The organism is Meridianimarinicoccus zhengii, from assembly GCF_003254465.1.
In the GTDB taxonomy this organism is placed as follows: Bacteria; Pseudomonadota; Alphaproteobacteria; order Rhodobacterales; family Rhodobacteraceae; genus Meridianimarinicoccus; species Meridianimarinicoccus zhengii.
The window spans coordinates 93,806-117,953 of sequence record NZ_QDFI01000001.1; the positions used below are offsets into that span (position 1 = coordinate 93,806).

Here is a 24,148-nt window from a genome sequence, read left to right on the forward strand (position 1 = left end):
GCTGCCCGTCACGACCCGGAGTCTTCGGCAAGCGCCTGGATGCGCTCGATCAGCGCGGCCACCGCGTCGGACTGGGCCGCGACCTCGTCGAACATGGGCTGCACGGCTGCGACGAAGGGGGCCTTGTCCACCTCGTGGATCGTCACGCCCATGTCCGCCTGCGCCTCTTCCAGCGCGGCGTCCGAGACCTTGCCCCAGTCTTCGCCGTGGCGGACCTGCATTTCGGCGGCGGCGGTGCGCATGGCCTCCTGCTGGTCGGGGGTCATGTCGTCCCAGGCGCAGTTGGAGATGACGACGACCGACGGGATGATCGTGTGTTCGTCCAGCGAGAAATGGCTGGACACTTCGCCGTGGCGGGCATTGGTCAGCGCGGTCGGGTTGTTCTCGGCCGCGTCCACCACGCCCTGCTGCAGCGCGCTGTACAGCTCGCCCCACGGGATCGGGGTCGGGCTGCCGCCCAGGAGTTCCACCATGCGGATGGCCGAGGGCGAGGGCTGCACGCGCACCTTCACCCCTTCGAGATCGGCGGGCGACAGGATCGGTTTCTGGCCATAGAAGGACCGCGCCCCTTCGGTCAGGAAGGCGATGCCGCGGAACCCGTTATCCACCGACGCATCGAGGATTTCGCGCCCGACATCGCCCGAGATCACCGCTTCGAAATGCTCTTCGGAATCGAAGATGTAGGGCAGGTTGATCGCGGAATAGCTTTCCTCGAACGCTTCGAGTTCGGAGGCGTTGGACCGGGCCATTTCCAGCGCGCAGTTCTGCACCAGTTCCATGGATTCGCGCTGGGTGCCGAGTTGCGCGTTCGGGAAGACCTGGATGCGGATTTCGCCATCCGTCAGTTCCGCCACCCGGTCGGCCATGAATTCCATGGAGATATGGGTGGGGTGATCCGGCGGGTTGTTGTGGTTGAGCCGCAGCGTGGATTGCGCGGCGGCGGCGGTGGTCATCGCGGCGGACAGCGCGACAAGCGCGGTCGTGGCCTTGAAGATCGGCATGGTCATGGGTTCCTCCCTGTCTGACGTCGGGGACAGGCGGCTGGGCGCCCTATCCACGGGGATACTGGGCATCGGCGGTCAAATCAGTCAACCAAAAACTGAAATTGGTTGACCAGTTTTGTGCGGGCTGACAGTGTGGCGCAAATCACGGGGCAGGGAGGGTCACATGATATCGATGCACATGCGCTGCGGGCCGGGACCGGGTGCCGCGCCATGAAGGCGGGGGTGGATGCCGTGCTCCGCTGGATCGTCATCGTGGTCTTCGCAACGCTGGTGGCCTGCGTGACATGGCAGGTCACGAGCCGCTACGTTCTCGGCACGCCGAGCACCGTCACGGACGAGATCGCGCGCTTCCTGTTCATGTGGCTCGCGCTGATCGGCGGGGCCTACACCTTCGGGCAGCGCCGCCATCTGGCCATCGATCTGCTGACCATGAACCTGCGCGGGCGCGCGAAGCTGGCGTCGGAGGCCGCGGTGATCCTCGTGGTTCTCGGCTTCGCCGCCATCGTGATGATCGGCGGCGGCATGTCGCTGGTGACGCGCACGCTGGCATCGGGGCAGGTGACGCCCGCGCTGCGGCTGCCCATGGGCTGGGTCTATGGCGCCATCCCCTTCGCGGGGGCGGTCATCGTCTATTACTGCGGGCTGTTCCTGGCCCAGATCGCCCGCGGCCGGATGCCCGACGCGGGCACCGAACCCGCCCTGCCGCTGGAATGAGGACGCGCCCATGACTTCCGCCATCTGGGTCCTGTTCGGATCCTTCGCCCTGTTCATGGCCATGGGCGTGCCCATCGCCTTTGCCATCGGCACCGCCGCCACGCTGACCTTCCTGCTGTTCATGGGGGTCGAGCAGTCGATCTTCATCGTCGCCCAGCAGATGGCGTCGGGGCTGGACAGTTTCACGCTGCTGGCGATCCCGTTCTTCATCCTCGCGGGCAACATCATGAACCGCGGCGGCATCGCGCTGCGTCTGATCGCCTTCGCCAAGATCCTCGCCGGGCGGCTGCCCGGGGCGCTTGCCCATTGCAACGTTATCGCCAACATGATGTTCGGCGCGATTTCCGGGTCCGCTGTCGCATCCGCCGCGGCGGTGGGCGGGGTCATGGCGCCGCTTCAGGCCAAGGAAGGCTATGACCGGGGCTTTTCCGCCGCCGTCAACATCGCGTCCTGCCCGACGGGGCTGCTGATCCCGCCCTCGGCCACGCTGATCGTCTATTCGCTGATCACCGGGGGCACCTCCATCGCGGCGCTTTTCGTGGCGGGCTACCTGCCGGGGCTGCTGATGGGGCTGGGGCTGATGACGGTGGCCGGCATCATCGCCCACAGGCGGGGCTATCCCGTGGCCCCCCGCCCGGCATGGGGCGAGGTCTGGCGCGCGGGGCGCGATGCGATCCTGCCGCTGGGGCTGATCGTCGTCATCATGGGCGGGATCATCAGCGGGGTGTTCACCGCGACCGAGGCGTCGGCGGCCGCGGTGATCTATGCGCTGGTGCTTGCGCTGGTGTGGTACCGTGAGATCTCGGTCCGTGACCTGCCGCGGATCATCGTCGATTCGGCGGTGACCACATCGGTCGTGCTCCTGATGATCGGGGCGTCCATCGCCATGAGCCGCGCCATGGCCTTCGGCATGATCCCGGGCACGATTTCCGACCTGCTGCTGGGGATATCGGACAACCCGCTGATGATCCTGCTGGCGATCAACATCACGCTGCTGCTGGTGGGCACATTCATGGACATGACGCCCGCGCTGCTGATCTTCACGCCGATCTTCATGCCGGTCGTGGGCGATCTGGGGATGGACCCGGTGCATTTCGGCATCGTGATGACCTTCAACCTGTGCATCGGGATCTGCACGCCGCCCGTGGGGTCGGCGCTGTTCGTCGGCTGTTCGGTGGGCGGCACGTCCATCGCCGAGGTGATCCGCCCGCTGCTGCCGCTTTATGCCGTGCTGGTGGTGCTGCTGTTCGTGGTGACCTATGTGCCCGCGATCAGCCTGTTCCTGCCGCGCCTGCTGCTGGGGTATGGCGGATGAAGACGCTGCGCGACTGGACACTTGCCGAACGGCACCAAGCGGGCGCGGACCTGCTGGTGGAAGGGCGGCACATCCTGCGCCTGCGCGTGCTGGAGCATGACCTGATCCGCGTGTCGCTGCTGCGCGATGGCGCGTGGCGGCTGGACCGGACCTGGACCGTGGCGCCGGGCGGCGACGCGCCGCTGGAGGGCCGCGCCCGCGACCGGCTGGACGGGTTTGCCTGCCCGACCCCTGCCATCCTGGACAGCGATGACGGGCTGATGATCGAAACCGACCGGCTGCGGCTGACCGTGTCGCACCCGCTCCACCTGTCCTGGGCGGCGCGGATCGGCGATGCTTGGGTGACCTTTGCCGCCGAGCGCCCCACGGGCGGCACCATGCTGGGGTCGCGCGACCACCGGCACGGACATTTCCTGCGCCGCCATCCCGGCGAGCGGGTGTTCGGGCTGGGCGAGAAGACCGGCGATCTGGAGCGCACGGGCCGGCGGTTCGAGATGCGCAATCTGGATGCCATGGGCTATGACGCGGACACCACCGATCCGCTGTATAAGCACGTGCCGTTCACGATGACGCAGACCGATGGCGCGGGCGCATGGTCGGTTTTCTACGACAATTTGGCGTCCTGCTGGTTCGATCTGGGCAACGAGATCGACAATTACCACGTGCCCTATCGGTCCTTCCGGGCAGAGGACGGGGATCTCGACTATTACATCCGCTGGGCGCCGCAGCTTCTGGATCTGGTGAAGGGTCAGGTGCGGCTGACGGGGGGCACGGCCTTTCCGCCGCGCTGGACGCTGGGCTATTCCGGCTCGACCATGCACTACACCGACGCGCCCGACGCGCAGGCGCAGCTCGAAGGGTTCATCGACCGGATCGCGGCGCATGAGCTGCCCTGCGACAGTTTCCAGATGTCGTCGGGCTACAGCTCCATCGGGGCGAAGCGCTACGTGTTCCACTGGAACCGCGAGAAGGTGCCGGACGTGGACGCGATGACCGCGAAGTTCCGCGCGGCGGGCATCCACCTGATCGCCAACATCAAGCCCTGCCTCTTGCAGGACCATCCCCGCTATGGCGAGGTCGCGGCGGCGGGTCTGTTCGTGCGCGACGGCGATGCGCCCGACCGACCGGAACGGTCGAGCTTCTGGGACGATGAAGGCTCGCATCTGGATTTCACCAACCCGGATGCGGCGGCGTGGTGGCAGAACGGCGTCACGACGCAGCTTCTGGAGCATGGCATCGGGTCCACCTGGAACGACAACAACGAGTACGAGGTCTGGGACGGGGCCGCGCAATGCGCGGGCTTCGGGCAGCCGATCGACATCGCTCTGATGCGCCCGGTCATGCCGATCCTGATGACCCGCGCGTCCGAGGCGGCGCAGCGCGCCCATGCGCCGGGCGTGCGGCCCTACCTGATCTCGCGGTCCGGCGCGCCCGGCCTGCAACGCCATGCGCAGACATGGTCCGGCGACAACCGCACCGCGTGGAAGACCCTGCGCTACAACCAGCGCACAGGGCTGGGCATGAGCCTGTCGGGTTTCTTCAACATTGGCCATGACGTGGGCGGGTTTTCCGGGCCGCGTCCCGGGCCGGAGCTGTTCCTGCGCTGGGTGCAGAACGGCGTCTTCCATCCGCGCTTCACCATCCATTCCTGGAACGACGACGGCACGGTGAACGAGCCGTGGATGCACCCGGAGGTCACGCCGCTGGTGCGCGACGCGATCGCACTGCGCTACCGGTTCCTGCCCTATCTCTATACCTGCCTGTGGCAGGCGGTGGCGCGGGACGAACCGATGTTGCGGCCGCTGTTTCTCGACCATCCCGACGATCCCGCCTGCTGGGGGGAACGGGACGAATTCCTGCTCGGGCGCGATCTGCTGGTCGCCACGGTGCTGGACGAAGGTGCCACGACCCGCAGCCTGCGCCTGCCCGAAAACGGCACCGGCTGGTGGGATTTCCACGCCGGGCGCTGGCACGCGCCGGGCACGGAGGTTACGCTGGCGGTCGGGCTGGACAGCATTCCTCTGTTCGTGCGGGCGGGGGCCGTGCTGCCCATGTCCACCGGGGCTTTGCGCGCGGATCCGGGGGCCGAGACGGGGCGGGAACTGCGTCTCTTCCCAGCACCGCAGGGGCCGGGCGGGGGGCTGATGTACGAGGATGACGGTGCCAGCACCGATCCGGTGCACAGCCTGCTGGATTTCGCGCTGGATGCCGATGACGGTACCTTGTCTCTCGACTGGCGGCAGCGCGGGCCGGGGCGGCCTGTCCTGCCCACGGCGCGCGTGATCCTGCCGGCAGAGGAGACCCGCAACCTGCGCGTGCGGGGCCGTGACGCGGTGCCGGGCGATCAGATCGCGCTTTGACCGCGCCCACCAGAGGATGCCGATGACCCGCTTTCTGAACGACGATTTCCTGCTCGACACGCCCGAGGCCCGCCGCCTGTTCCACGACGTGGCGCGCGATCTGCCGATCATCGACTATCACAATCACCTGCCCCCGGCGGAGATCGCGGCGGACCGGCGCTGGGACGAGCTGGGGACCCTCTGGCTCGGGCATGACCATTACAAGTGGCGCCTGATGCGCTGGGCGGGGGTGGACGAACGTCTGGTCACCGGCGACGCGCCCCCGCGCGCGAAATTCGACGCCTTCGCCCATGCGCTGCCGCGGATGGTGGCGAACCCGGTGCATCACTGGAGCCACCTGGAATTGTGGCGGTATTTCGGGCTGGAGGGCACGGTGCTGGACCCGTCCACCGCCGACCGCGTCTGGGATGCCGCGCGCGAACGGCTGGCCCAGCCGGATTACGGGGCGCAGGGTCTGCTGACGCGGATGAAGGTCGAACTGGTGGGCACGACCGACGATCCGCTCGACACGCTGGAACACCATGCCGCGCTGCGCGACGCCCCGTGGCGGGTGGTGCCGACCTTCCGCCCCGACCCGGTGACGAAGATCGGGCAGGCGGGCTTCGCGGCCTATGTCGACCGGCTGGAGGAGGCCACCCATCCGATCCGCGGCTTCGACGATCTGGTGGCGGCGCTGGAGATGCGGCTGGATCATTTCGTGGCCCATGGCTGCCGTGCGGCGGACCACGGGATCGACCTGCTCGATGCCGGGGCGGAGGCGGGGGCGGCGACGCTGGATGCAGCCCTCGATGCGGCCCGCGCGGGGCGTGACGTGGCCCCCGGCGATGCGGCGGCGTGGCGGGCGGCGGTGTTCGTCGCCATGGGGCGGGCCTATGCGCGGCGCGGGCTTGTCATGCAGTTGCATCTGAACGCCGTGCGCAACGCGCGCACGCGGCTGTTGGCGTCGGTCGGGCGCGACGCGGGGGCGGATTCCATCCGCGATACGGACCTGGCGGGGCCGCTGAACAGGCTGCTGGATCGGCTCGACCGGACGGACGAGCTGCCGCGGACGGTGATCTACGGGCTCGATCCCGCGCGCAACCCGGTGATCGTGACAACCGCCGGGAATTTCCAGGACGGCACCGTGCCCGGCAAGGTGCAGGCGGGCACCGCGTGGTGGTTCAACGACCAGCTCGACGGGATGGAGGTGCAGATGCGCACGCTGGCGCAGATGGGGCTGATCTCCACATTCCTCGGCATGCTGACCGACAGCCGGTCCTTCCTGTCCTTCCCGCGGCACGAATATTTCCGACGGCTGTTCTGCCGGATGCTGGGGCGCTGGCAGGCGGAGGGCCATGTCCCCGACCAGCCTCGCGCGCTGGATGAGCTTGTGCGGAACGTGTGCTACCGCAACGCGCGCGACTGGTTCGTGGACGGACCGGCGGTGCCGCCGGGCGGCGGTCGGTCTGCAACGGCTGCTTGATGCCCGCGCGCAGGAACGCCTGCACGAAACGGCGCTGGAACAGCACGAAGCCGATCAGCAGGGGCGCGATCACCATGACCGCCGATATCACCGCGATGTCCACCCCGTTTTCCGGCGCGGCGAAGATCGACAGGCCGACGGTCAGGGGCCGGGTCGTGTCGGATCGTGTGGGAGGAGACGACGAGGCATTCGGACAGCACTTCGACCGTCACGCGGCCGTCGCGCCGGGCAAGGCGCAGGATTTCGTCACGCCGTTCGGTCATGCTCGACGGACCAGTCGACATGCCTTTATCGAGCAACTTTGCTTGTCACCGTAACTACATGAGCGTGACGGTTCCCCGACACCGCGCAGTCGCACCGGGACGGCGGGACGCCGCCTTATGACCGGCCTTGCGGATCTGGCCGGACCCGCGATTGCCACAGGCGGATGCGGTCGCCGCGATCATGGCGCCGAAGAGAACCCGCCGCCCATGGGCGATCGCATCGACGCCGGGCGCCGTGACCGTCAGTTGTTGCCCGAGAATGCGCGTGCCGTCTTGCATCGGCGGGCATCCTGCGCGACACTTGTTATCGGTAACAAGGGCGGGATCGTCGAGACACGAGGACACGCAGAGTGACGCAAGGTGTTCGAGCCGAACCAAAAGACCCTGGACCATGCCGCGCCGTTTCCAGCGGTTTCGGTCATTCCGCCGGGTCTGTAGCGGACGGATGCCCGGTGCTGGACGTGGCTGGTGACCGGCTTCTGATGGCGGGCCGTCCTTGCGGCTTTGGTCATTCTGCCGGTCTATGGCCGGTCCATCGACACGAACAGGGCCATCCGGGGAGCGGGCAGCGCTTCTCCGACGCATCGCCGCCCCCCGAACGGCCCGGGAACATGTCACCAGAAGGAGAAGGAACCGCAGCATGTACGGAGTGATTGACGGCACGGGTCTTGACGTGATCGCCCCCGATTTCGAGACCTGTATCATCGGGCATGCCCGTGTCGAACGGCTTTGGACCGGGGCGCGCTGGTCCGAAGGGCCGGTCTGGTTCGCGGCAGGCCGGTATCTTCTGTGGTCCGACATTCCCAACGACCGCATCCTGCGCTGGGACGACACCGACGGCACGGTGTCCACCTTTCGCCAGCCGTCGAACAATGCGAACGGCCACACGGTGGACCGGCAGGGGCGGCTCGTGTCCTGCGAACACCTGACCCGCCGGGTGACCCGCACCGAACATGACGGGCGCGTGACCGTGATCGCGGACCGGGTCGATGGCAAGCGCCTGAATTCGCCCAATGACGTGGTGGTGAAATCCGATGGCTCGGTCTGGTTCACCGATCCCAGCTACGGGATCATGATGGACTACGAAGGCGACCGGGCGGAGAGCGAGATCGGGGCCTGCCATGTCTATCGCGTCGGGCCGGATGGTGCCGTGGCGGCGGTGGCCACCGATTACCTCAAGCCCAACGGGCTGGCGTTCTCGCCGGATGAAAGTCTGCTCTACATCGCCGACACCGGCGTGACCCATCACGCGGGCGGGCCGAAACACATCCGCCGGCACGCGGTCAACGCGGATGGCACCCTGTCGGGGGGCGAGGTCTTTGCCGAATGCACCAGCGGGGTCTTCGACGGGTTCCGGCTGGACCGGGACGGGCGCATCTGGACCTCGGCCGCCGATGGCGTGCATTGCTATGCGCCCGACGGGCGGCTGATCGGCAAGGTCCGCATCCCCGAGATGGTGGCCAATGTCTGTTTCGGCGGGGCCAAGCTGAACCGGCTGTTCATCTGCGGGACGACCTCGCTTTACTCCGTGTTCCTGAACGTCAACGGGGTCTCGCCGGTATGAGCCATGTCGTGGCGACCCTGACCCTGACCCATGCCGCCGTGCTGGACATGCTGCGTGCGGCCGTGGTCTGCGCCGAAGAGATCGACCAGCCGCAATGTATCGTCATCGTCGATGCCAGCGGCGAAACGCTGGGCGAGATCCGCATGACCGGGGCCAAGTACCTGTCGCGGCGCAGCGCGCGGGCCAAGGCGCGCACCGCGGCCAGCATCGGTGCGCCATCGTCCGCGATCCCAGAACCGGTGCGGCTGCACATCGCGGCGGCGACGCAGGGCAATATGACCGGGCTTGGCGGCGGCCTGCCAATCCGCGTCGACGGTGTGCTGGTCGGCGGCATCGGCGTAGGGTCGGGCAGCGCGGACCAGGATATCGCGGTGGCGCGGGCGGCGCTCGCGGCCATCGGGGCCGAGGTTCAGAACTGAATCTGCACCTTGATCGCCTGCGCCCGGTCGGAGGCGAGATCGAAGGCCGCCACCACGTCGGCGAGTGGCATGGCCTGTGTGATCAGCGGCGTCACGTCCAGCCGCCCGCCCTGCATCATCGCGACGGCGGTGAAGAACTCGGCGTGAAAGCGGAACGACCCGCGCAATTCGATTTCCTTCGCCGTCATGGCCTGCACCGGCAGCGTCATGTCGCCGCCGAGCCCCAGTTGCATCACCACCGCGCCGGGCCGCAGGGCCGGGACGGCGCCGGACAGGGCGGCTGCGACGCCGGAGCATTCGAACATCACGTCGAAACGGCCCTTGTCCGCGGTGTAGCGGTCCAGCGCGTCAGGGTCCTCGGCCATGTTGTGCACGGCGTCCGCGCCGATGTCCTGCGCCATGCGCAGCGTGAAGGGCGCGATATCGGTGGCGACGACCCGCGCGGCGCCCGCGGCGCGGGCCACCAACACCGCCAGTTGCCCGATGGGGCCGCACCCCGTCACCAGCACGTGCTTGCCCATCAGGTCGCCCGCCCGCTTCGCCGCATGCAGGACCACGGACAAGGGTTCGGCCATCGCGGCCTCGCCCGGCGTCAGGTCTTCGGCGCGGGCGCATTGGCGCGCATCCGCGGCGATGTACGCGCGGAACGCGCCCTGGATATGGGGAAACGGCATGGCCGAGCCGTAGAACCGCATTTCGCGGCAATGGTTGTGCCGCCCTTCGAGGCAATAGGCGCAGGCGTAGCAGGGGCGCGACGGGGACACCGCCACCAGTTCGCCCAAGGACAATCCGGTCACGCCGTCGCCCAATGCCGCGACCCGGCCGGATACCTCGTGGCCGAGGATCATCGGCTCGCGCAGGCGCACGCTGCCGAAGCCGCCATGGTTGTAATAGTGCAGGTCGGACCCGCAGATGCCGCCCCGTTCCACGCGGATCAGCACCTCGCCGGGTGCAGGGGCGGGCATGTACCGGTCCTCGATCCGCAGATCCTTCGCGGCGTGCGCGACGATGGCTTTCATGGCGCGCGTCACAGAACGGCCGTCGGCAGGGGCCGCCCTGCGAAATGCGCGGTCAGGTTGTCGCGCAGAAGCTGGCCCATCGCTTGCCGCGTCTCGACCGTGCCGCTGGCGTGATGGGGCTGCAAGAGCACGTTGGGCAGGTCGAGAAACCGGGGATCCAGCGCCGGTTCCCCCTCGAACACGTCCAGCGCGGCTGACCCGAGCCGCCCATCCGACAGGGCCGCGATCAGCGCGTCCTCGTCTATGTTCGAGGCGCGGCTGATATTGATGATCATTCCGTCGGGCCCCACCGCGTCGATCACGTCGCGCCCGACGATGTGGCGTGTCTGCGCCGATGCGGCCAGCGTCACGAACAGGAAATCCGAATGCCGGGCCAAGGCGAGCGGGTCGGGCAGGAAGGTCCAGCCAGAGGCATGATCCTTTGCGGCCACGTCCGAATAGGCGATGTCCATGTCGAACCCGGCGAGGCGCTTGCCCACCTCGAACCCGATGCGCCCCAGCCCGAGGATGCCGGCCCGACGCCCGAACACGCGCCGCTTGAGCGGATATAGCCCCTTCGCCGCCCAGGATCCGTCCCGCACCCATGCCTCGGCCCCGATCATGCCGCGTGCTTGGCACAGCATCATTGCCACGCCGAGATCCGCCACGTCCCTGGTCAGCACGTCCGGCGTATTGGTCACCCGGATGTTCCGCGCCCGACACGTGTCAAGGTCGACGGCGTCATAGCCGACGCCATATACGCTGATCACCTCCAAGTGGGGACAGGCCGCGATCATGGCGGCGTCGGCACCCAGTTCGCCGCGGGTTGCGATGGCGCGCACATGCGGCCCGTGCTCTGTCAGGAACGCATCCCGATCCTGTGCCTCGAACAGACGCCGGGCGTCGAAGGCCGCATCGATCGGACCCTGATCCCAGTCCGGATAAGGGCCTACCTGGAGAATGACGGGTTTTGGCATGGCGGATATTCCCTGTTGACAGCCCTTCGCATGATGAAGATGGTATCGATAACAAATCGCGGCGGCAAGTCCTTACTGACCGCCGCCGAAACAAGACGGAGAAAGTTCGAATGGCAGCACCGGGTCTGTTTTCGCTGGCGGGGAAACGCGCGCTCATCACCGGATCGTCGCAGGGCATCGGTTTCGCGCTGGCGCAGGGTCTGGCGGAGGCCGGGGCCGGGATTGTGCTGAACGGGCGGGATGCAGGCAGGCTTGCCGCCGCAGCCGCCCGGATCGTGGATGCGCGGACCCTTGTCTTCGACGTGACCGACCATGATGCGGTGCGCACCGCCGTGGACGGGTTCGAGGCGGATCACGGGCCCATCGACATCCTCATCAACAACGCGGGGATGCAGCATCGCACCACGCTGGAGGATTTCCCTGCCGACGCGTTCGAGCGCCTGTTGCAGACCAATGTGGCCAGCGTGTTCCATGTCGGACAGGCCGTCGCGCGCCACATGATCGTACGCGGTCAGGGCAAGATCATCAACATCGCCAGCGTCCAGAGCGCGCTCGCCCGTCCGGGGATCGCGCCCTACACGGCGACCAAGGGCGCCGTGGCCAACCTGACCAAGGGCATGGCGACCGACTGGGCGCGCCACGGGCTGCAATGCAATGCGATCGCGCCCGGCTATTTCGACACGCCGCTGAACGCAGCACTCGTGGCCGACCCGGAGTTCTCCGCATGGCTGGAAAAGCGCACCCCGGCAGGGCGCTGGGGGCGGGTCGAGGAACTTGTCGGCGCGGCGGTGTTCCTGTCGTCGGACGCGTCCAGCTTCGTCAACGGACATACCTTGTTCGTGGACGGTGGCATCACGGCGAGCCTGTGACCATGGCCGTGACGCGCCGCGGCGGAGCCGATAGCATGCCGCCGCGACAAGAAGGGATCGTGACATGAGCCAGAGCATCGCATTGATCGGCGCGGGCGCGATGGGCGGCGCGATCGGCACCCGCCTTCTGGAAACGGGCAGCCGCCTGACGGTCTTCGACCTCGATCCCGCGAAGGTGGCGGCACTGGTCGACAAGGGCGCAACCGCGGCAAGCAGCGCCGCCGAGGCTGCGCGCGGGGCCTCGGCCGTCATCACCAGCCTGAACGCTGCACGCATCGTCGAGCTGGCCGCGTTCGGCAGGGAAGGCATCGGCGACGGCGCGGCCCCCGGAACGCTGATCATCGACATGTCATCCATCGATCCGGAATCCACGCGGGATTTCGCGCGCAAGGCCGCGGAAAAGGGGCTGGCCTGGGTCGACAGCCCGCTCTCCGGTGGCGCGCCCAAGGCGCTGACAGGGGAACTGACGCTCATGATGGGCGGTGCCGCGGCGGATGTGGCCCGCGCGCAGGAGGTGCTGAAGGGCATTGCCGCCAACATGACCCGCATGGGCGGGCCGGGCGCCGGGCAGACGACGAAGATCATCAACCAGGTGCTTTGCGGCTTGGGCTTTCTCGCAGTGGCGGAGGCCACGCAACTGGCGTTGGACGCCGGTGTGGATGCCGCGATGATCCCGGTCGCGTTGAAAGGCGGTCGGGCCGACAGCGCGCTTTTGCAGGAATACATGCCGCGCATGGCCAGCAAGGATTATCGCCGCACCGGACGGATCGACAACATGGTGAAGGATCTCGGGATGGCCGCGGACCTGTCGCGCCAGACCGGGACCGCCATGCCCATGACCGCGCTCTGCGCCGAGATTCACCGGATGCTGACCGCTGCCGGTCTGGGGGGCGAGGACCAGGCAGCCGTCATGGAATTCTTCAAGGGCGCCGGAAAGGATGCAATCCCATGATCACGCGTTTCGCCCTGTTCGAGGGCACAGTCAGACCAGGCCGGACAGACGCGTTTCGCGCGGCAGTGCAGGAACGACTCGTGCCGCTCTGGACGCAGTTCACCGGGAACACGGACGTGCGCGTCATGTTCAGCGTGGAACGGGACGACGGCGCGCCGGAGTTTCCCCTGATCCTCGCCATCAGCTATCCCGACCGGGCAACGATGGACGCGGCGCTGGGATGCCCGGCGCGTTTTGCGTCGAGGGATGTGACCGGCGAGATCGTGGCGGAGTTCTTCGACGGGCGCATTCATCACCATGTCACGAACCTGCACGTCTTCCCGAGCTAGGAACCCTGGTCCGGTGTCGCAGCCGTCGCGCCCGCGGTTTCAGGGTTGCCCGTGAGGGCGAAAACGAAAATGCATGGCAGAGGTCTCGAAGCGGGGAAGGCCCGAATCATGGCGCTGGAAGGGTTCCACCCTGCCGAAGGACGCGCCGTGGCCGCCGCGCGGTCGGGGCGTTCCGACAGCCGAGGCAATCTTGCGGGACCGGCGGGGGCCGGCGCTTCTGGTCATGTTCCCGCACAGGCGCATAGGGGGGCGCTGTCATGAACGGGCGATTCGTGGTGATGGGCGTGTCGGGTTGTGGAAAGTCCCATATCGGGCGCGACTTTGCCCGCGTGATCGGCGCGCGATTTTTCGACGGCGATGACCTGCACCCGCGGGCGAATGTCGAGAAGATGGCCCGCGGCGTGGCGCTGGTTGACTCGGATCGCGCGCCGTGGCTCGAACGGATCGGCGGTACCCTGCGGCACCCCGGCACCGTCGTGGCCTGTTCCGCGCTGCGGCGGCATTACCGCGACGCGATCTGCGATGCCGCGGGTGCGCCGGTGACCTTCCTGTTCCTGAAGGGTCGCCGCGACGTGTTGTTGTCGCGGATGGCATTGCGGGCCGGGCATTTCATGCCGGTTTCGCTGCTCGATAGCCAGCTCGCGACACTGGAGGTCCCCGGTCGGGACGAAAGATGCGTGACGGCGGATATCGACGCGCCGCCGCAGGCCATCGTCGCGGCCTTCCTGTCGGGGCTGATGGGGGCAACCGCCGACGCGCGCGACGATGACTTATAGCTTGGTGTGCGCCTTCGGCCGCAAGTTCCGGCCGGCCAATGGGCAGCACCGAATGGCCCGGAGCAGTTGTAGACTAGCCGGCCATATCGGCCCCTGAACGGAGGTAAACAGAATGGAATGCGATTTTGCCTTGACGAATGGTATCGATACCATAAGCTTTCAACCAGCTTCGGACTGACCGGGAGGATGTCATGACAGCCAACAGGAAACCGGTGATCTCCATGCGCGGGATCACCAAGCGCTTTGGCGGCGTCGTGGCGCTCGACGGGGTCGATCTCGATGCCTATGCGGGCGAGGTTCTGGCCATCGTCGGGGACAATGGCGCGGGAAAATCAACGCTCATCAAGATCCTGACCGGGGTCTACCAGCCGACGACGGGTCATGTCGAACTGGACGGCAAGCGCTTCACCATGGCCGACCATTCCGACGCCATCGCCAACGGGATCGACGCGGTCTACCAGAATCTCGCTATCGCCGACCACTTGACGCCCGCCCAGAACCTGTTCCTCGGGGCGGAACTGACGCGCAGTTATCTAGGCATGAACATCCTCGACAACGCGCGCATGGAGCGGGAGGCGACCGAGGTGCTGCGGACCCGACTGGGCGTTGAGTTGCGCGACATGAACGTGCTGACCGAAAGCCTGTCAGGCGGCCAGCGCCAGGCCGTCGCCATCGCCCGCGCCGTCCGGCACAAGGATCTGCGCGTGCTGGTGATGGACGAACCGACCGCGGCGCTCGGCCCGCAGGAAACCGCAAGGACACTGAGCCTGATCAAGGCCCTGCGCGACCAGGGGCTGGCCGTGATCGTCATATCGCACTCGCTCGACGATGTGTTCGAGATCTCGGACCGAATCCATATCCAGCGCCGCGGCACCTGTGCCGGCGTTGTCGAAACCGCAGATGTCACCGTCGAAGACGTTCTTGGCCTGATCACGGGCGCCAGGGCGACCGCGGCCTGAAGGGATCCATACAGATGTCAACCGCCACCACCGCCTCGGCGTCCGCACGCCCCAACGGATTCATCGCCCGGATCGAACCCTATATGGGTGTGCTCGGCCCGCTCGTGATGATCGTGATGATCGCGCTGTTCATGGGCGTGTTCGAACCGGCCCGCTATTTCCGCCTGTCCAACATGAACCAGATCCTGCTGGACGCGGCGCTCTACATGCCGATGGCGATGGCGATGACCTTCGTCATCACCCAGCGCGGCATCGACCTGTCCATCGGCTCCGTGGCGGCGCTGTCCGCGATCATCATCGCGTTCCTGATGAAGCAATACGGCTTTCCGGCCTGGGTCTGCGTGTTCATCGCGCTGGGCCTTGGGGGAACGATGGGGCTTATCAACGGCCTTGTCATCACCCGGCTCAAGGTTCCGGACCTGATCGGCACGCTGGCGATGGATCTGGTCTATCGCGGCTTCGCGCTGGTTCTTGCCAAAGGCCTCGTCCTAGCACGGTTCCCGGATCTCATAACGGAAATCGGCCGCGGCCAGATGTTCGGTATCCTGCCCACGCCTGTGGTGATCGGTCTGATCACGATGGTTGCGGGCTATTTCCTGCTGCGCACCACCCATTTCGGCCGCTACACCATCGCCATCGGGTCGAACCCCGAAGCGTCGGAGATGACCGGCGTGTCGGTGGACCGGCACAAGGTCTATGCCTACACGCTGATGGGGGCCATGGCGGCGCTGGCCGGGCTGATGCTGCTGGGCAAGCTCAACGCGATCCAGGCGACTTCCGCGCCCTATTTCAACCTGCACGTCATCGCGGCCGTCGTGGTCGGCGGCACATCGCTCTTTGGCGGGCGCCCGTCCATCGTCGGCTCGCTCGCGGGTGTGCTGCTGCTGTCGATGATGATCAACGCGCTCGTCACCCTGCGGATCGAGTTCTTCTGGCAATCGGTCGCGTCGGGCGTGGTCATCATCCTGTCGGTCGCGGCGTATGCCTTTCTGCAGAAGAAGGACCGCGACGGGGCTGCATCGCTTTCCGCCGCGCTGGCCAATCCGGACAACCGGAAGATCCTGTCGCTGGTCCTGACCTTCGCGGCAATCCTTGCGGCCCTGTTCGCCATTGGAGCGGTTCTTGCGACCCCACCGGGGGCGAGCGGCTGACGCAAGGCGGACGACACACAGTTCACCAAGGGAGGACGACACATGAAACCGACGACACGCATAGGGCTTTGGGGCCTCGCCCCGGCGCTTGCCCTGACCGCGGGAATGGTCTGGGCCGACGGGCATCTGCCGCTCGTGACCCTGCCCGATGACAGCGAACGCGACTACTGGCTGCCCAGCCAGGTTAACGAACCCGGAACACTCGAAGCGTTGCAGGCCGTCACGGGCGAGCCGGCGGCACAGTTCTCGGGCACGCTGGAGGGGCCGATCCAGATCGCGCTGATCTATCCTTCGGCGGACACGTCGGATTTCTGGGCGCGAAACTACCTGGCGATGACCAAACGCCTGGACGAACTGGGGATTCCCTACGAGACCACGGAATTCGCCAGCCGCCAGATCGAACATTCGCTTCAGGCGACCTATGCGTCGCAGGTCGATCAGGACGCCGACATCTACGACTTCGTCATCTTCGGTCCCTCGGAACTGGCCACGCAGGCCGACAATATCGACAAGCTGGCGGCCAACCCGGACCTGACGACCTTTGTCTGGGCGTTCCATACGCCGCTGCAATACCTCGAAAACCAACCGGCCAACTGGTTCGACTTCTCTTCCTCGCTGGGTGCGTCGGTGATGTGCGACTACATGCTGGAACGGCTGGGCAACGACGTGACCTATGCCATGAACCGCGGCATTCCGGGCATCACCGACAACCAGCGCTCGGGCGAATGGGCGGCCTGCGTGGAGGAACGTGGCAACTGGACGATGGCCTATGAGCATTACGGCGAATACACCAACGAGGGCGGCTACGAGGGCACCTCGCTGATCCTGCAGGCCTATCCGGAAGCCACCGTGATCCACAACGCCAATACCGCCATGGCGATGGGCTCAGTCGAGGCGCAGGCCGCGGTCGATGCCACGGGTCGCGTCTTCTCGACCGGCTGGGGCGGGACCGGGCTGGAGCTTGACGCCATCCGCCGGGGCGAACTTGACGCCACGCCGATGCGGATGGGTGACGATGTCGGTGCCGCCACGGCCGAAGCGATCCGTTACCATCTCGAAGGGCGCGCTGACGAACTGCCCTTCGTGTTCCTTGGTCGGATCACCGTGGCCCATGACCAGATGAGCGAGGACGAACTGGCCGCGCTGGAGCAGGAGGCATTCCGCTTCTCCGGCATCGAACCGCTGGAGCGCTGAGCGGCACTGAAACGAACCGCAGGGGCCGGGCGGCATGCCTGGCCCTTATCGGACTTGCGGCGCGGGCGCCGGTTTGCCGCGCTGGACAGTATTTGTGGAAAGTGGAACAACCTGCGGCATCACGCGTTCCGGTAACCGCAACCTGTCGGATGGACAGGACTTCGTTTCATCCATCTTTCCGGGACAGACGCCATTTTACGCCCGGTGCGGCCCGGTCAGGACGATAAAGGCACAGGATGCAGCGCTCGGTCAAAATGAAGGACGTCGCGCGTGCCGCGGGCGTATCGGTCATGACCGTCAGCCGTGCGTTTCGCAAGGATGCCTCGGTCCGGCAGGAAACCCGCGATGCGATCCTGAAAGTGGCCGAGGATCTGGGCTATGTCTTCGACAGCACGGCGGCGAACCTGCGTTCGCAGCGCACCGGCTTCGTCGCCGTCACGATCCCCTCGATCAACAACGCGAACTTCGCCGACACCATTGCGGGTCTTTCCGATGTCCTGTCGGGCGAGGGGCTGCAGGTGCTGCTGGCATACACCAATTACGACGTGGCGCAGGAAGAGCGTGCGATCGAGCAATTGTTGCGCCGCCGCCCCGAGGCCATCGTAGTGACGGGGGGCAGACACACCGCACGCGGCAGGCGGCTTCTGGAGGGTGCGGGCATTCCCGTGATCGAGGCGTGGGATTTGCCCGCGGAGCCGGTCGACCATGTCGTGGGGTTTTCCAATGCCGCGACGATGGAAACGATGGTCGATCATCTCGTGGCGCAGGGCCACGAGCGCATCGCGTTCATCGGGGGTGACGTCGATGCCGATACCCGCGGCGCGGACCGCCGCCGCGGGTTCATGGCGGCCATGGCGGCGCACGGTCTCGCCTGTGCCCGCCTGATAGAAGCCGGTCCGCCGCCGATCTCCATGCGCGAAGGGGCGCGGGCGATGGCGCGGCTGATCGCGCTGCATCCCGATACGCAGGCCGTCGTGTGCGTCTCGGACCTGTCAGCCTTCGGCGCGCTGACGGAATGCCAGCGGCGCGGGCTGCGCGTGCCGCAGGACATGGCGGTGGCGGGATTCGGCGCCTACGAGATCGCCAGCATTTGCGTGCCGACTTTGACGACGGTCAACCCGTTCTCCCGTCGGATCGGCGAGGAGATCGCGCGCCTGATTCTCGAGGCGCGCAAGACACCCGCCGGCCGCCAATTGCGCAGGATCGCCCCCGAACTCGTCGTCGCCGGCTCCACCGACCAGCAGTCCGACGCGGGCGGCGGGTGACACGGACATGCCGCCGATAGACCCATGCCCGCGGACCTGTGCCGGTTCACGGGTCGTCCGGCAGCCGCCCAGGCAAACGGATACCTGAGCAAGTCCCGACAGTTGCGTTTCGCGGCACCGGCAGGCGCCGACCCGCGTTTCCCGCATGCGCCCCAAAGATGCCGCGATTCAGCCGTCGTCGAAGCCACGCGGCGGGGTGCTGACCCTGTGCCGACAACAACAGGCACGCACGATTGCGACAGGGGCGGATGCCCCCCAAAGGAATTGACAGGCGCATGCCGTCTCCATAACCTACCAAATGGTAGATACGGAGGAGATACCATGGATTTTCTGCGCAAGCTCGCGGTCGTCGCGGCCGCCGGCGCCCTTGCCGGGCCGGCCGCCGCACAGGACTATAGCTGGAAGCCCGACCGTCCGATCAACATCATCGTCCCCTGGTCGGCTGGCGGATCGACCGACCAGGTCACCCGGGTCGTCGCGCCGATCCTGGAGGAGGCACTGGGGATCGAGGTTGTCGTGGTGAACCAGCCCGGCGCGTCGGGATCGACCGGAACCAAGGCCGCGCTGGACGCGCCGCGGGATGGCTACACCTGGACCGCGAACGCGATCGCGAACAACGCGACCTACGCAGTGACGGGGCTGGTCGAAGATACCTCGATCGAGGATTACAGGATCTATCTGCACGTGGCCAACGTGCCCGTGGTCAGCGTCAACGCCGATGCGCCCTTTCAGACCTTCTCCGAGCTTCTCGAGGCGATGGAAAGCGGCTCGGTCACGGTCGGCACGGCCGGGGTGAACTCGTCGGGCGGGATGGCGCTGGCGGCGATCAAGGAAAGTGCCGAGGGCGACTTGCCCGGCGCGCGCATGATCACCTATGACGGCGGCAATCCGGCGGTGATCGCGGCGGCCAGCGGCGAGGTGCAGGTCACGACCCAGCTTGCCGTGGAACAGACCGAGATGATCCGGGCGGGACGCCTGCGCGCGCTGACCGTGCTGTCGGACAGGCCGCTGGAAGTCGAAGGGATTGATCCGGTGCCGCCGATCACCGATTTCATGCCCAACTTCCACGTGGCGGCGGATTATTTCGGCGTGTTCATCCCCGTGGGCGCCCCGCAAGAGGTTTATGACACGGTCGACCAGGTCTGGCAGGACCACGTCATGAACAGCCCGGAACTCAAGGCCTATGCCAACGACCGCGGTGCGGTCTTCGCGCCGAGCTATGGACAGGATGCGCTGGATCAGGCGATGCCGGTGGTGATCGCCGAGGCCTGCGCCCGCGTCACCCGTGGCGAAGCGGTGATCGATCCCTCCGAGATCGGCATCGAGTGCCCGGCGGAATAAGCCGTCGCTGAGGGGCAGGGCGCTTGTGTCCTGCCCGCCAAGGCAGAGCACCGGGTGGTGTCCCGGTACAGCAAACAGGTGACTTCATGACGATGGCTCTGGCCGACCGCGTGACCGCGGGTCTGCTTTTCGTGCTCGGTGTGGCCCTTCTGGTCGGCGGCTACACGATGGACCGGCTGGAAATCCGGCAAATCCACCCCGCCTCCATTCCCGGCCTGCTGCCGATGATCCTCGGTATCCTGCTGGCGTTGTGCGCGGGGCTGCTGTTCCGGTCGTCCTTCAGGCTTGACGCGCATAACGGGGCACCGGTTCTGTCCGATGGCTCGTGGCTGCGGCTTGGTATCACGGGTGCGGTCTGCACGATCTACGCGCTCGGGCTGGTCGGCTGGCTGTCCTATTTCTGGGCGACCGCGATCTTCGCCAGTGCGTTCGCGCTGATCTTCTCGTTCCCGGTGAACGGCGACCGGCGCGCGCAGGCGGGCTCGGTCCTTGCGGCGTTGCTTCTGGGCGCCACCGTGGCGTTTGGGTCGTCGCTCCTGTTCCGTGAGCTTTTCCTGGTGCGCTTGCCATGAGCGGGCTGGGCGACCTGATCAACGGTCTCGGCACGCTCATGACGCCGACCCTGCTGTTTCACGCAGGCTGGGCCACGCTCCTGGGCATCATCGTCGGCTCCCTGCCGGGGCTGACGGCGACGATGGGCGTCGCGCTGATGACGACGCTGACCTATTCGCTGGATTCCACGACCGCGATCCTCGTGCTGGTCTGCATGTATGTTGGGGCGATCTACGGCGGGTCGCGCAGTGCGATCCTGCTGAATATCCCCGGCACGCCCGCCAGCGCCGCGACTTCGCTCGACGGCTACCCGCTCGCCAAGGCCGGGCGCGCGGGTTATGCAATGGGGCTGGCCACGGCGGGCTCCGCACTCGGCACGCTGGCGGGTGTCGTCATGCTGGTGCTGGTGGCCCCGCCGCTGGCCGAGGCGGCGCTGAATTTCGGCAGTTTCGAATTCTTCTGGCTTGCGGTGTTCGGCATCCTGATCTCGGGGCAACTCACGGCCGACACCACGCCGCTCAAGGGTTATATCGCGGGGCTTCTGGGCCTGTCGGTGGCGATGATCGGGTCCGATGGTATCCACGCCCATGTGCGGTTCAACATGGGGCTGACCGACCTCAATGCCGGCATCGCGCTGATCCCGGCCATGGTCGGCGCCTTCGGCTTCGCCGAGGTGCTGACGGCGATGTGGAATCGCGCCGGTGAAATGGCGACCGCGAAGGACAAGAGCGACAAGACGATTCCCGACCTGATCGACCTGTGGCGCTACAAGATCACCATCGCCCGGTCGGGCATCATCGGCACGCTGGTGGGCATCATTCCCGGCGTGGGCGAGGATATCGGCGCATGGGCCAGTTATGCCGCGGCGCGCCGGACTTCGAAGGAGCGCGACAAGTTTGGCCATGGCAGCTACGAGGGCCTGATCGCGGCAGAGACCGGCAATTCGGCCGTGGTGCCGGGTTCGCTGATCCCGGCGGTCACGCTGGCGGTGCCCGGCTCGGCGTCCGCGGCGGTGCTGATCGCGGCGCTGTTCATCCACGGCATCCGCCCAGGTCCGTTGATCATGATCGAGCAGCCGGATTTCATCGGCCTGATCTCGGCCATGGTGGTAGTCGCCACGTTCTTCATGGCCTTCTTCGGGCTGACGCTCACACGTGCCTTCGTGCAGGTGTTGCGGGTGCCCTATGCCTATCTCATGCCCGTGGTCTTCGTGCTGTGCGTCATTGGCACCTATGCGCTGAGCCAGCGGATGTTCGATATCTGGATCATGGTGTTCTTCGGCCTTGTGGGCTTCTTGCTGCGCCAGATGAAATATCCCATGGCGCCGTTGGTGCTGGGCATCATCCTGGGCGATCTGCTGGACAAGAGCCTGCGCCGCGGGCTGACGCTCAGCGACGGGGAACTGGCGCCGTTCTTCACCCGGCCGGTGTCCGCCGGTTTCGTGGCCCTGATCGTGCTGTCCATTGCCATGAACATCCCGGCGGTCCGGCGCGCGGCCATGGCACCCGTGCGCTGGATCGGGGCGCGGTTGAATGCTTGAATATGCGCTGTGCAACGAGTTGCTGGCGGGCGAGGGCAAGCCGCTGGCCGAACAGGCGCGGATCGCGGCGGAGCTGGGCTATGTCGGGCTCGAACTGGCGCCCGCGACGCTGGGTTCCGAACCGCACCGGCTGGGGGCGGCGGAGGTGGCCGGGATACGCGCGACGGTCGAGGATGCGGGGCTGCGTGTCACCGGGTTGCACTGGCTGCTGAGCGGCTATCCGGACGTGGCGATCACCGACCCCGGAACTCGTGACCGAGCGCAGGATATCCTGCTGGGGCTGGTCGATCTTTGTGCCGATCTGGGGGGTGCCGTGCTGGTTCATGGCTCGCCCCGGCAACGGCGGCGGCCCGAAGGCATGGACGATGCGGCGCTGACCGACTGGCTTGCCGCGTTCTTTGCGCCGGTGGCGCGGGCGGCGGAAGCGCGCGGCGTGACCTATTGCATCGAACCGCTGTCGCGGGCGGAGGACGATACCGTCAACACCGTGGCACAGGGCGCGGCACTGGTGCGCGCAGTCGGCAGTCCGGCCTTCCGCACCATGATCGACATGAGCGCGGCAGGGCAGACCGAACCGTCCGTCGCCGACCTGATCCGCGACTGGGTGCCGACGGAACTGATCGGCCATGTCCATGCCAACGACACCAATCGCGGCGCGCCGGGCATGGGGGACGATCCCTTAGCCGACATCGTCCGCGCGCTTCTGGCGGTCGGCTGGGACAGGCCCGTGGGTGTCGAGCCGTTCCGCTGCCTGATCGACGCCAGCGTCACGGCGGCGACCGGCATCGCGACCCTGAAGGCCTGCGAAAGGGCCTGCGCATGACCGAGGTGGAGATCCTGTCGGCCACTTGGTCGGAACGTCCGGTGGCGATGCGGCTCCCGTTTCAGTTCGGCAGCACCGAGGTGCGCAACACCGCCGAGGCGCATTGCCGGGTGGAGATCGCGGTCGATGGCCGCCGCGCGTCGGGGCGGTCGGCGCAACTGATGGTGCCGCGCTGGTTCAACAAGGCCGCCGCCCTGAGCAATGCCGACACCATCGACGAATTGCGCCGGGTCGTGGCGGCGGCGGTCGCGGCGGCACCGGCGCAGGCGGGCACGGCGCTGGAGATCACCCGCGCCCTGCGCACACGCATCGCGGAAGAATTGCCGCAAGTGCCCGCGCTGGCGCAGGGCTTCGGCCCGTCGCTGGTGGAACTGGCGATGCTCGACGCGCTGTGCCGCGCGCTGGACCTGCCCTTCTGGAAGGCGGCGCGGGCGGATGTCTTCGGCCTTGCGGCAGGCTGCCCCCCGGACCTGACGCCCGGTGACGTGACCCGGGCGCTGTCCGGCATCGGTGTGCCGGACCATGTCGTGCTGCGCCACACGGTCGGTTTCGACGCGCCGATCTGGCGATCTGACGTAGGGGTCGATGCGCCGGATGACGGGCTTCCCGTCTCGCTGGAGGAGGTCATCGCCACGACCGGCATCGCGGCGTTCAAGATCAAGCTGAAGGGCGACCCGGAAGCCGATCACCGGCGGCTCCGTGCCATCGCGGGACTGATCGACCGGGGGGACGAATATTCCGTGACCCTGGACGCCAACGAACAGTATGCGCCCGCCGATTTCGACAGGCTGCTGCGCGCTTTGTCCGATGATCGTGCGCTCGACCGTTTTTACCGGGCGATCCGGTTCGTCGAACAGCCCTACCCGCGTGAAATCGCGCTGGAAACCCCGGTTGCGGCACCCCTGCCGCTGGTCATCGACGAAAGCGACGATACCGAGGATGCCTTTGCCCGCGCGCTGACGCTTGGCTGGTCGGGCACCTCGATCAAGAGCTGCAAGGGCGTGCTGCGCGCGCTGCTGAACAAGGCGCGGGCCGAAGCCGCAGGGGCGCTTCTTTCGGGCGAGGACCTGACCTGCCAGCCCGGCATCTGCTGGCTTCAGGACACGGCCATGATGTCGGCCTGCGGCGTTCGGGACATCGAACGCAACGGCCACCATTTCGCTGGTGGGTTGCAGGGCGCGCCTGCGTCGGAACGCGCGGCGCTGCTGTTGCAACATGGTGACGTGCTCGAAGAACGGGATGGCCGCGTGGTCCTGCGGGTCGCGGCGGGGCGGGTTTCCATCGGCTCGCTGGCCCGCCCGGGCATGGGCTGATACGGTCT

Annotated in this window: 23 protein-coding genes and 2 pseudogenes; 19 read left to right on the forward strand and 6 right to left on the reverse strand. The window is 67.0% G+C overall.

What is annotated here, in order from left to right:
• Window positions 1-8: 8 nt before the first annotated feature.
• The gene (locus DDE13_RS00475; RefSeq protein ID WP_235868521.1) at window positions 9-1,007 is read right to left on the reverse strand and encodes a TRAP transporter substrate-binding protein; all 999 of its coding nucleotides are present in this window, start codon (window positions 1,005-1,007) and stop codon (window positions 9-11) included.
• 207 nt (window positions 1,008-1,214) lie between these two features.
• Between DDE13_RS00475 and DDE13_RS00480 the strand changes: the two genes are divergently transcribed.
• From DDE13_RS00480 to uxaC, 4 genes are read left to right on the forward strand one after another with little or no spacing between them, the layout of a single operon-like run.
• Complete coding sequence (locus DDE13_RS00480) at window positions 1,215-1,718, forward strand: TRAP transporter small permease (protein WP_111400836.1); 504 nt, start codon at window positions 1,215-1,217, stop codon at window positions 1,716-1,718.
• Window positions 1,719-1,728: 10 nt separating this feature from the next.
• Complete coding sequence (locus tag DDE13_RS00485; protein ID WP_111400773.1) at window positions 1,729-3,033, forward strand: TRAP transporter large permease; 1,305 nt, start codon at window positions 1,729-1,731, stop codon at window positions 3,031-3,033.
• Window positions 3,030-5,393, forward strand: coding sequence for a glycoside hydrolase family 31 protein (locus DDE13_RS00490; RefSeq protein ID WP_111400774.1), 2,364 nt, complete (start codon window positions 3,030-3,032; stop codon window positions 5,391-5,393). The genes DDE13_RS00485 and DDE13_RS00490 overlap by 4 nt, the downstream gene beginning before the upstream one ends.
• Window positions 5,394-5,415: 22 nt before the next feature.
• Window positions 5,416-6,855, forward strand: coding sequence for a glucuronate isomerase (uxaC, locus tag DDE13_RS00495; protein WP_111400775.1), 1,440 nt, complete (start codon window positions 5,416-5,418; stop codon window positions 6,853-6,855).
• On the opposite strand, the pseudogene DDE13_RS23330 reads toward uxaC, so the two are convergent.
• From DDE13_RS23330 to DDE13_RS00505, 3 genes and pseudogenes are all read right to left on the reverse strand, one after another.
• A pseudogene (locus DDE13_RS23330) lies at window positions 6,851-7,024 on the reverse strand (carbohydrate ABC transporter permease); the annotation flags it as partial. The gene uxaC and the pseudogene DDE13_RS23330 sit on opposite strands and share 5 nt — an antisense overlap.
• Before the next feature lie 31 nt (window positions 7,025-7,055).
• Window positions 7,056-7,139 (reverse strand): annotated as a pseudogene (locus tag DDE13_RS23710) (hypothetical protein); the annotation flags it as partial.
• Window positions 7,140-7,172: 33 nt separating this feature from the next.
• Window positions 7,173-7,397: a hypothetical protein gene (locus DDE13_RS00505; RefSeq protein ID WP_111400777.1), complete on the reverse strand. Its 225-nt coding sequence runs from the start codon at window positions 7,395-7,397 to the stop codon at window positions 7,173-7,175.
• 361 nt (window positions 7,398-7,758) lie between these two features.
• Between DDE13_RS00505 and DDE13_RS00510 the strand changes: the two genes are divergently transcribed.
• The gene (locus DDE13_RS00510) at window positions 7,759-8,682 is read left to right on the forward strand and encodes an SMP-30/gluconolactonase/LRE family protein (protein WP_111400778.1); all 924 of its coding nucleotides are present in this window, start codon (window positions 7,759-7,761) and stop codon (window positions 8,680-8,682) included.
• Window positions 8,683-8,690: 8 nt separating this feature from the next.
• The gene (locus DDE13_RS00515; protein ID WP_235868522.1) at window positions 8,691-9,101 is read left to right on the forward strand and encodes a GlcG/HbpS family heme-binding protein; all 411 of its coding nucleotides are present in this window, start codon (window positions 8,691-8,693) and stop codon (window positions 9,099-9,101) included.
• Here DDE13_RS00515 and DDE13_RS00520 read toward each other — a convergent pair.
• Together DDE13_RS00520 and DDE13_RS00525 are read right to left on the reverse strand one after the other, a co-directional pair.
• Window positions 9,092-10,120, reverse strand: a complete 1,029-nt coding sequence (locus DDE13_RS00520; RefSeq protein ID WP_111400780.1) for an L-idonate 5-dehydrogenase — start codon at window positions 10,118-10,120, stop codon at window positions 9,092-9,094. The genes DDE13_RS00515 and DDE13_RS00520 overlap by 10 nt on opposite strands.
• Before the next feature lie 8 nt (window positions 10,121-10,128).
• Window positions 10,129-11,076, reverse strand: coding sequence for a 2-hydroxyacid dehydrogenase (locus DDE13_RS00525; RefSeq protein ID WP_111400781.1), 948 nt, complete (start codon window positions 11,074-11,076; stop codon window positions 10,129-10,131).
• Window positions 11,077-11,186: 110 nt separating this feature from the next.
• On the opposite strand from DDE13_RS00525, the gene DDE13_RS00530 reads away from it, so the two are divergent.
• The 13 genes from DDE13_RS00530 (at window position 11,187) to DDE13_RS00590 (ending at window position 24,140) form a co-directional block, all read left to right on the forward strand.
• On the forward strand, window positions 11,187-11,945 hold the full coding sequence (locus tag DDE13_RS00530) for an SDR family oxidoreductase (protein WP_111400782.1): 759 nt from the start codon (window positions 11,187-11,189) through the stop codon (window positions 11,943-11,945).
• Between the two features lie 64 nt (window positions 11,946-12,009).
• Complete coding sequence (locus tag DDE13_RS00535) at window positions 12,010-12,897, forward strand: NAD(P)-dependent oxidoreductase (RefSeq protein ID WP_111400783.1); 888 nt, start codon at window positions 12,010-12,012, stop codon at window positions 12,895-12,897.
• A complete protein-coding gene (locus tag DDE13_RS00540; protein ID WP_111400784.1) occupies window positions 12,894-13,226 on the forward strand; it encodes a hypothetical protein in 333 nt (110 codons plus the stop codon). The genes DDE13_RS00535 and DDE13_RS00540 overlap by 4 nt, the downstream gene beginning before the upstream one ends.
• Window positions 13,227-13,483: 257 nt before the next feature.
• A complete protein-coding gene (locus tag DDE13_RS00545) occupies window positions 13,484-14,002 on the forward strand; it encodes a gluconokinase (RefSeq protein ID WP_222625993.1) in 519 nt (172 codons plus the stop codon).
• Between the two features lie 191 nt (window positions 14,003-14,193).
• Window positions 14,194-14,961, forward strand: a complete 768-nt coding sequence (locus tag DDE13_RS00550; RefSeq protein WP_222625994.1) for an ATP-binding cassette domain-containing protein — start codon at window positions 14,194-14,196, stop codon at window positions 14,959-14,961.
• 14 nt (window positions 14,962-14,975) lie between these two features.
• Window positions 14,976-16,112, forward strand: coding sequence for an ABC transporter permease (locus DDE13_RS00555; RefSeq protein ID WP_111400786.1), 1,137 nt, complete (start codon window positions 14,976-14,978; stop codon window positions 16,110-16,112).
• A gap of 42 nt (window positions 16,113-16,154) precedes the next feature.
• Complete coding sequence (locus tag DDE13_RS00560; protein WP_235868523.1) at window positions 16,155-17,306, forward strand: substrate-binding domain-containing protein; 1,152 nt, start codon at window positions 16,155-16,157, stop codon at window positions 17,304-17,306.
• A gap of 254 nt (window positions 17,307-17,560) precedes the next feature.
• Window positions 17,561-18,571, forward strand: a complete 1,011-nt coding sequence (locus DDE13_RS00565; RefSeq protein ID WP_111400839.1) for a LacI family DNA-binding transcriptional regulator — start codon at window positions 17,561-17,563, stop codon at window positions 18,569-18,571.
• Window positions 18,572-18,892: 321 nt separating this feature from the next.
• Complete coding sequence (locus tag DDE13_RS00570; RefSeq protein WP_111400787.1) at window positions 18,893-19,912, forward strand: tripartite tricarboxylate transporter substrate binding protein; 1,020 nt, start codon at window positions 18,893-18,895, stop codon at window positions 19,910-19,912.
• An 86-nt stretch (window positions 19,913-19,998) separates the two neighbouring features.
• Window positions 19,999-20,484 carry a tripartite tricarboxylate transporter TctB family protein gene (locus DDE13_RS00575; protein WP_111400788.1) on the forward strand — a complete coding sequence of 162 codons (486 nt, stop codon included), beginning with the start codon at window positions 19,999-20,001 and terminating at the stop codon, window positions 20,482-20,484.
• Window positions 20,481-22,004: a tripartite tricarboxylate transporter permease gene (locus tag DDE13_RS00580; RefSeq protein WP_111400789.1), complete on the forward strand. Its 1,524-nt coding sequence runs from the start codon at window positions 20,481-20,483 to the stop codon at window positions 22,002-22,004. Before DDE13_RS00575 ends, DDE13_RS00580 begins: the two co-directional genes overlap by 4 nt.
• Window positions 21,997-22,827 (forward strand): sugar phosphate isomerase/epimerase family protein, encoded by an 831-nt coding sequence (locus tag DDE13_RS00585; protein ID WP_111400790.1) that lies wholly within the window; start codon window positions 21,997-21,999, stop codon window positions 22,825-22,827. The genes DDE13_RS00580 and DDE13_RS00585 overlap by 8 nt, the downstream gene beginning before the upstream one ends.
• The gene (locus tag DDE13_RS00590) at window positions 22,824-24,140 is read left to right on the forward strand and encodes an enolase C-terminal domain-like protein (RefSeq protein ID WP_111400791.1); all 1,317 of its coding nucleotides are present in this window, start codon (window positions 22,824-22,826) and stop codon (window positions 24,138-24,140) included. Before DDE13_RS00585 ends, DDE13_RS00590 begins: the two co-directional genes overlap by 4 nt.
• Window positions 24,141-24,148 lie beyond the last annotated feature (8 nt).

What these genes read in the sequence shown, in the direction of transcription:
- DDE13_RS00475 (WP_235868521.1), bottom strand. Translation starts at nt 1,007, where the DNA reads ATGACCATGCCGATCTTCAAGGCCACGACCGCGCTTGTCGCGCTGTCC.
- DDE13_RS00580 (WP_111400789.1), top strand. Translation starts at nt 20,481, where the DNA reads ATGAGCGGGCTGGGCGACCTGATCAACGGTCTCGGCACGCTCATGACG.
- DDE13_RS00505 (WP_111400777.1), bottom strand. Translation starts at nt 7,397, where the DNA reads ATGCAAGACGGCACGCGCATTCTCGGGCAACAACTGACGGTCACGGCG.
- DDE13_RS00535 (WP_111400783.1), top strand. Translation starts at nt 12,010, where the DNA reads ATGAGCCAGAGCATCGCATTGATCGGCGCGGGCGCGATGGGCGGCGCG.
- DDE13_RS00510 (WP_111400778.1), top strand. Translation starts at nt 7,759, where the DNA reads ATGTACGGAGTGATTGACGGCACGGGTCTTGACGTGATCGCCCCCGAT.
- DDE13_RS00525 (WP_111400781.1), bottom strand. Translation starts at nt 11,076, where the DNA reads ATGCCAAAACCCGTCATTCTCCAGGTAGGCCCTTATCCGGACTGGGAT.
- DDE13_RS00485 (WP_111400773.1), top strand. Translation starts at nt 1,729, where the DNA reads ATGACTTCCGCCATCTGGGTCCTGTTCGGATCCTTCGCCCTGTTCATG.
- DDE13_RS00575 (WP_111400788.1), top strand. Translation starts at nt 19,999, where the DNA reads ATGACGATGGCTCTGGCCGACCGCGTGACCGCGGGTCTGCTTTTCGTG.
- DDE13_RS00540 (WP_111400784.1), top strand. Translation starts at nt 12,894, where the DNA reads ATGATCACGCGTTTCGCCCTGTTCGAGGGCACAGTCAGACCAGGCCGG.
- DDE13_RS00565 (WP_111400839.1), top strand. Translation starts at nt 17,561, where the DNA reads ATGAAGGACGTCGCGCGTGCCGCGGGCGTATCGGTCATGACCGTCAGC.
- DDE13_RS00530 (WP_111400782.1), top strand. Translation starts at nt 11,187, where the DNA reads ATGGCAGCACCGGGTCTGTTTTCGCTGGCGGGGAAACGCGCGCTCATC.
- DDE13_RS00590 (WP_111400791.1), top strand. Translation starts at nt 22,824, where the DNA reads ATGACCGAGGTGGAGATCCTGTCGGCCACTTGGTCGGAACGTCCGGTG.
- DDE13_RS00480 (WP_111400836.1), top strand. Translation starts at nt 1,215, where the DNA reads ATGAAGGCGGGGGTGGATGCCGTGCTCCGCTGGATCGTCATCGTGGTC.
- DDE13_RS00490 (WP_111400774.1), top strand. Translation starts at nt 3,030, where the DNA reads ATGAAGACGCTGCGCGACTGGACACTTGCCGAACGGCACCAAGCGGGC.
- DDE13_RS00555 (WP_111400786.1), top strand. Translation starts at nt 14,976, where the DNA reads ATGTCAACCGCCACCACCGCCTCGGCGTCCGCACGCCCCAACGGATTC.
- uxaC (WP_111400775.1), top strand. Translation starts at nt 5,416, where the DNA reads ATGACCCGCTTTCTGAACGACGATTTCCTGCTCGACACGCCCGAGGCC.
- DDE13_RS00570 (WP_111400787.1), top strand. Translation starts at nt 18,893, where the DNA reads ATGGATTTTCTGCGCAAGCTCGCGGTCGTCGCGGCCGCCGGCGCCCTT.
- DDE13_RS00585 (WP_111400790.1), top strand. Translation starts at nt 21,997, where the DNA reads ATGCTTGAATATGCGCTGTGCAACGAGTTGCTGGCGGGCGAGGGCAAG.
- DDE13_RS00545 (WP_222625993.1), top strand. Translation starts at nt 13,484, where the DNA reads ATGAACGGGCGATTCGTGGTGATGGGCGTGTCGGGTTGTGGAAAGTCC.
- DDE13_RS00520 (WP_111400780.1), bottom strand. Translation starts at nt 10,120, where the DNA reads ATGAAAGCCATCGTCGCGCACGCCGCGAAGGATCTGCGGATCGAGGAC.
- DDE13_RS00550 (WP_222625994.1), top strand. Translation starts at nt 14,194, where the DNA reads ATGACAGCCAACAGGAAACCGGTGATCTCCATGCGCGGGATCACCAAG.
- DDE13_RS00560 (WP_235868523.1), top strand. Translation starts at nt 16,155, where the DNA reads ATGAAACCGACGACACGCATAGGGCTTTGGGGCCTCGCCCCGGCGCTT.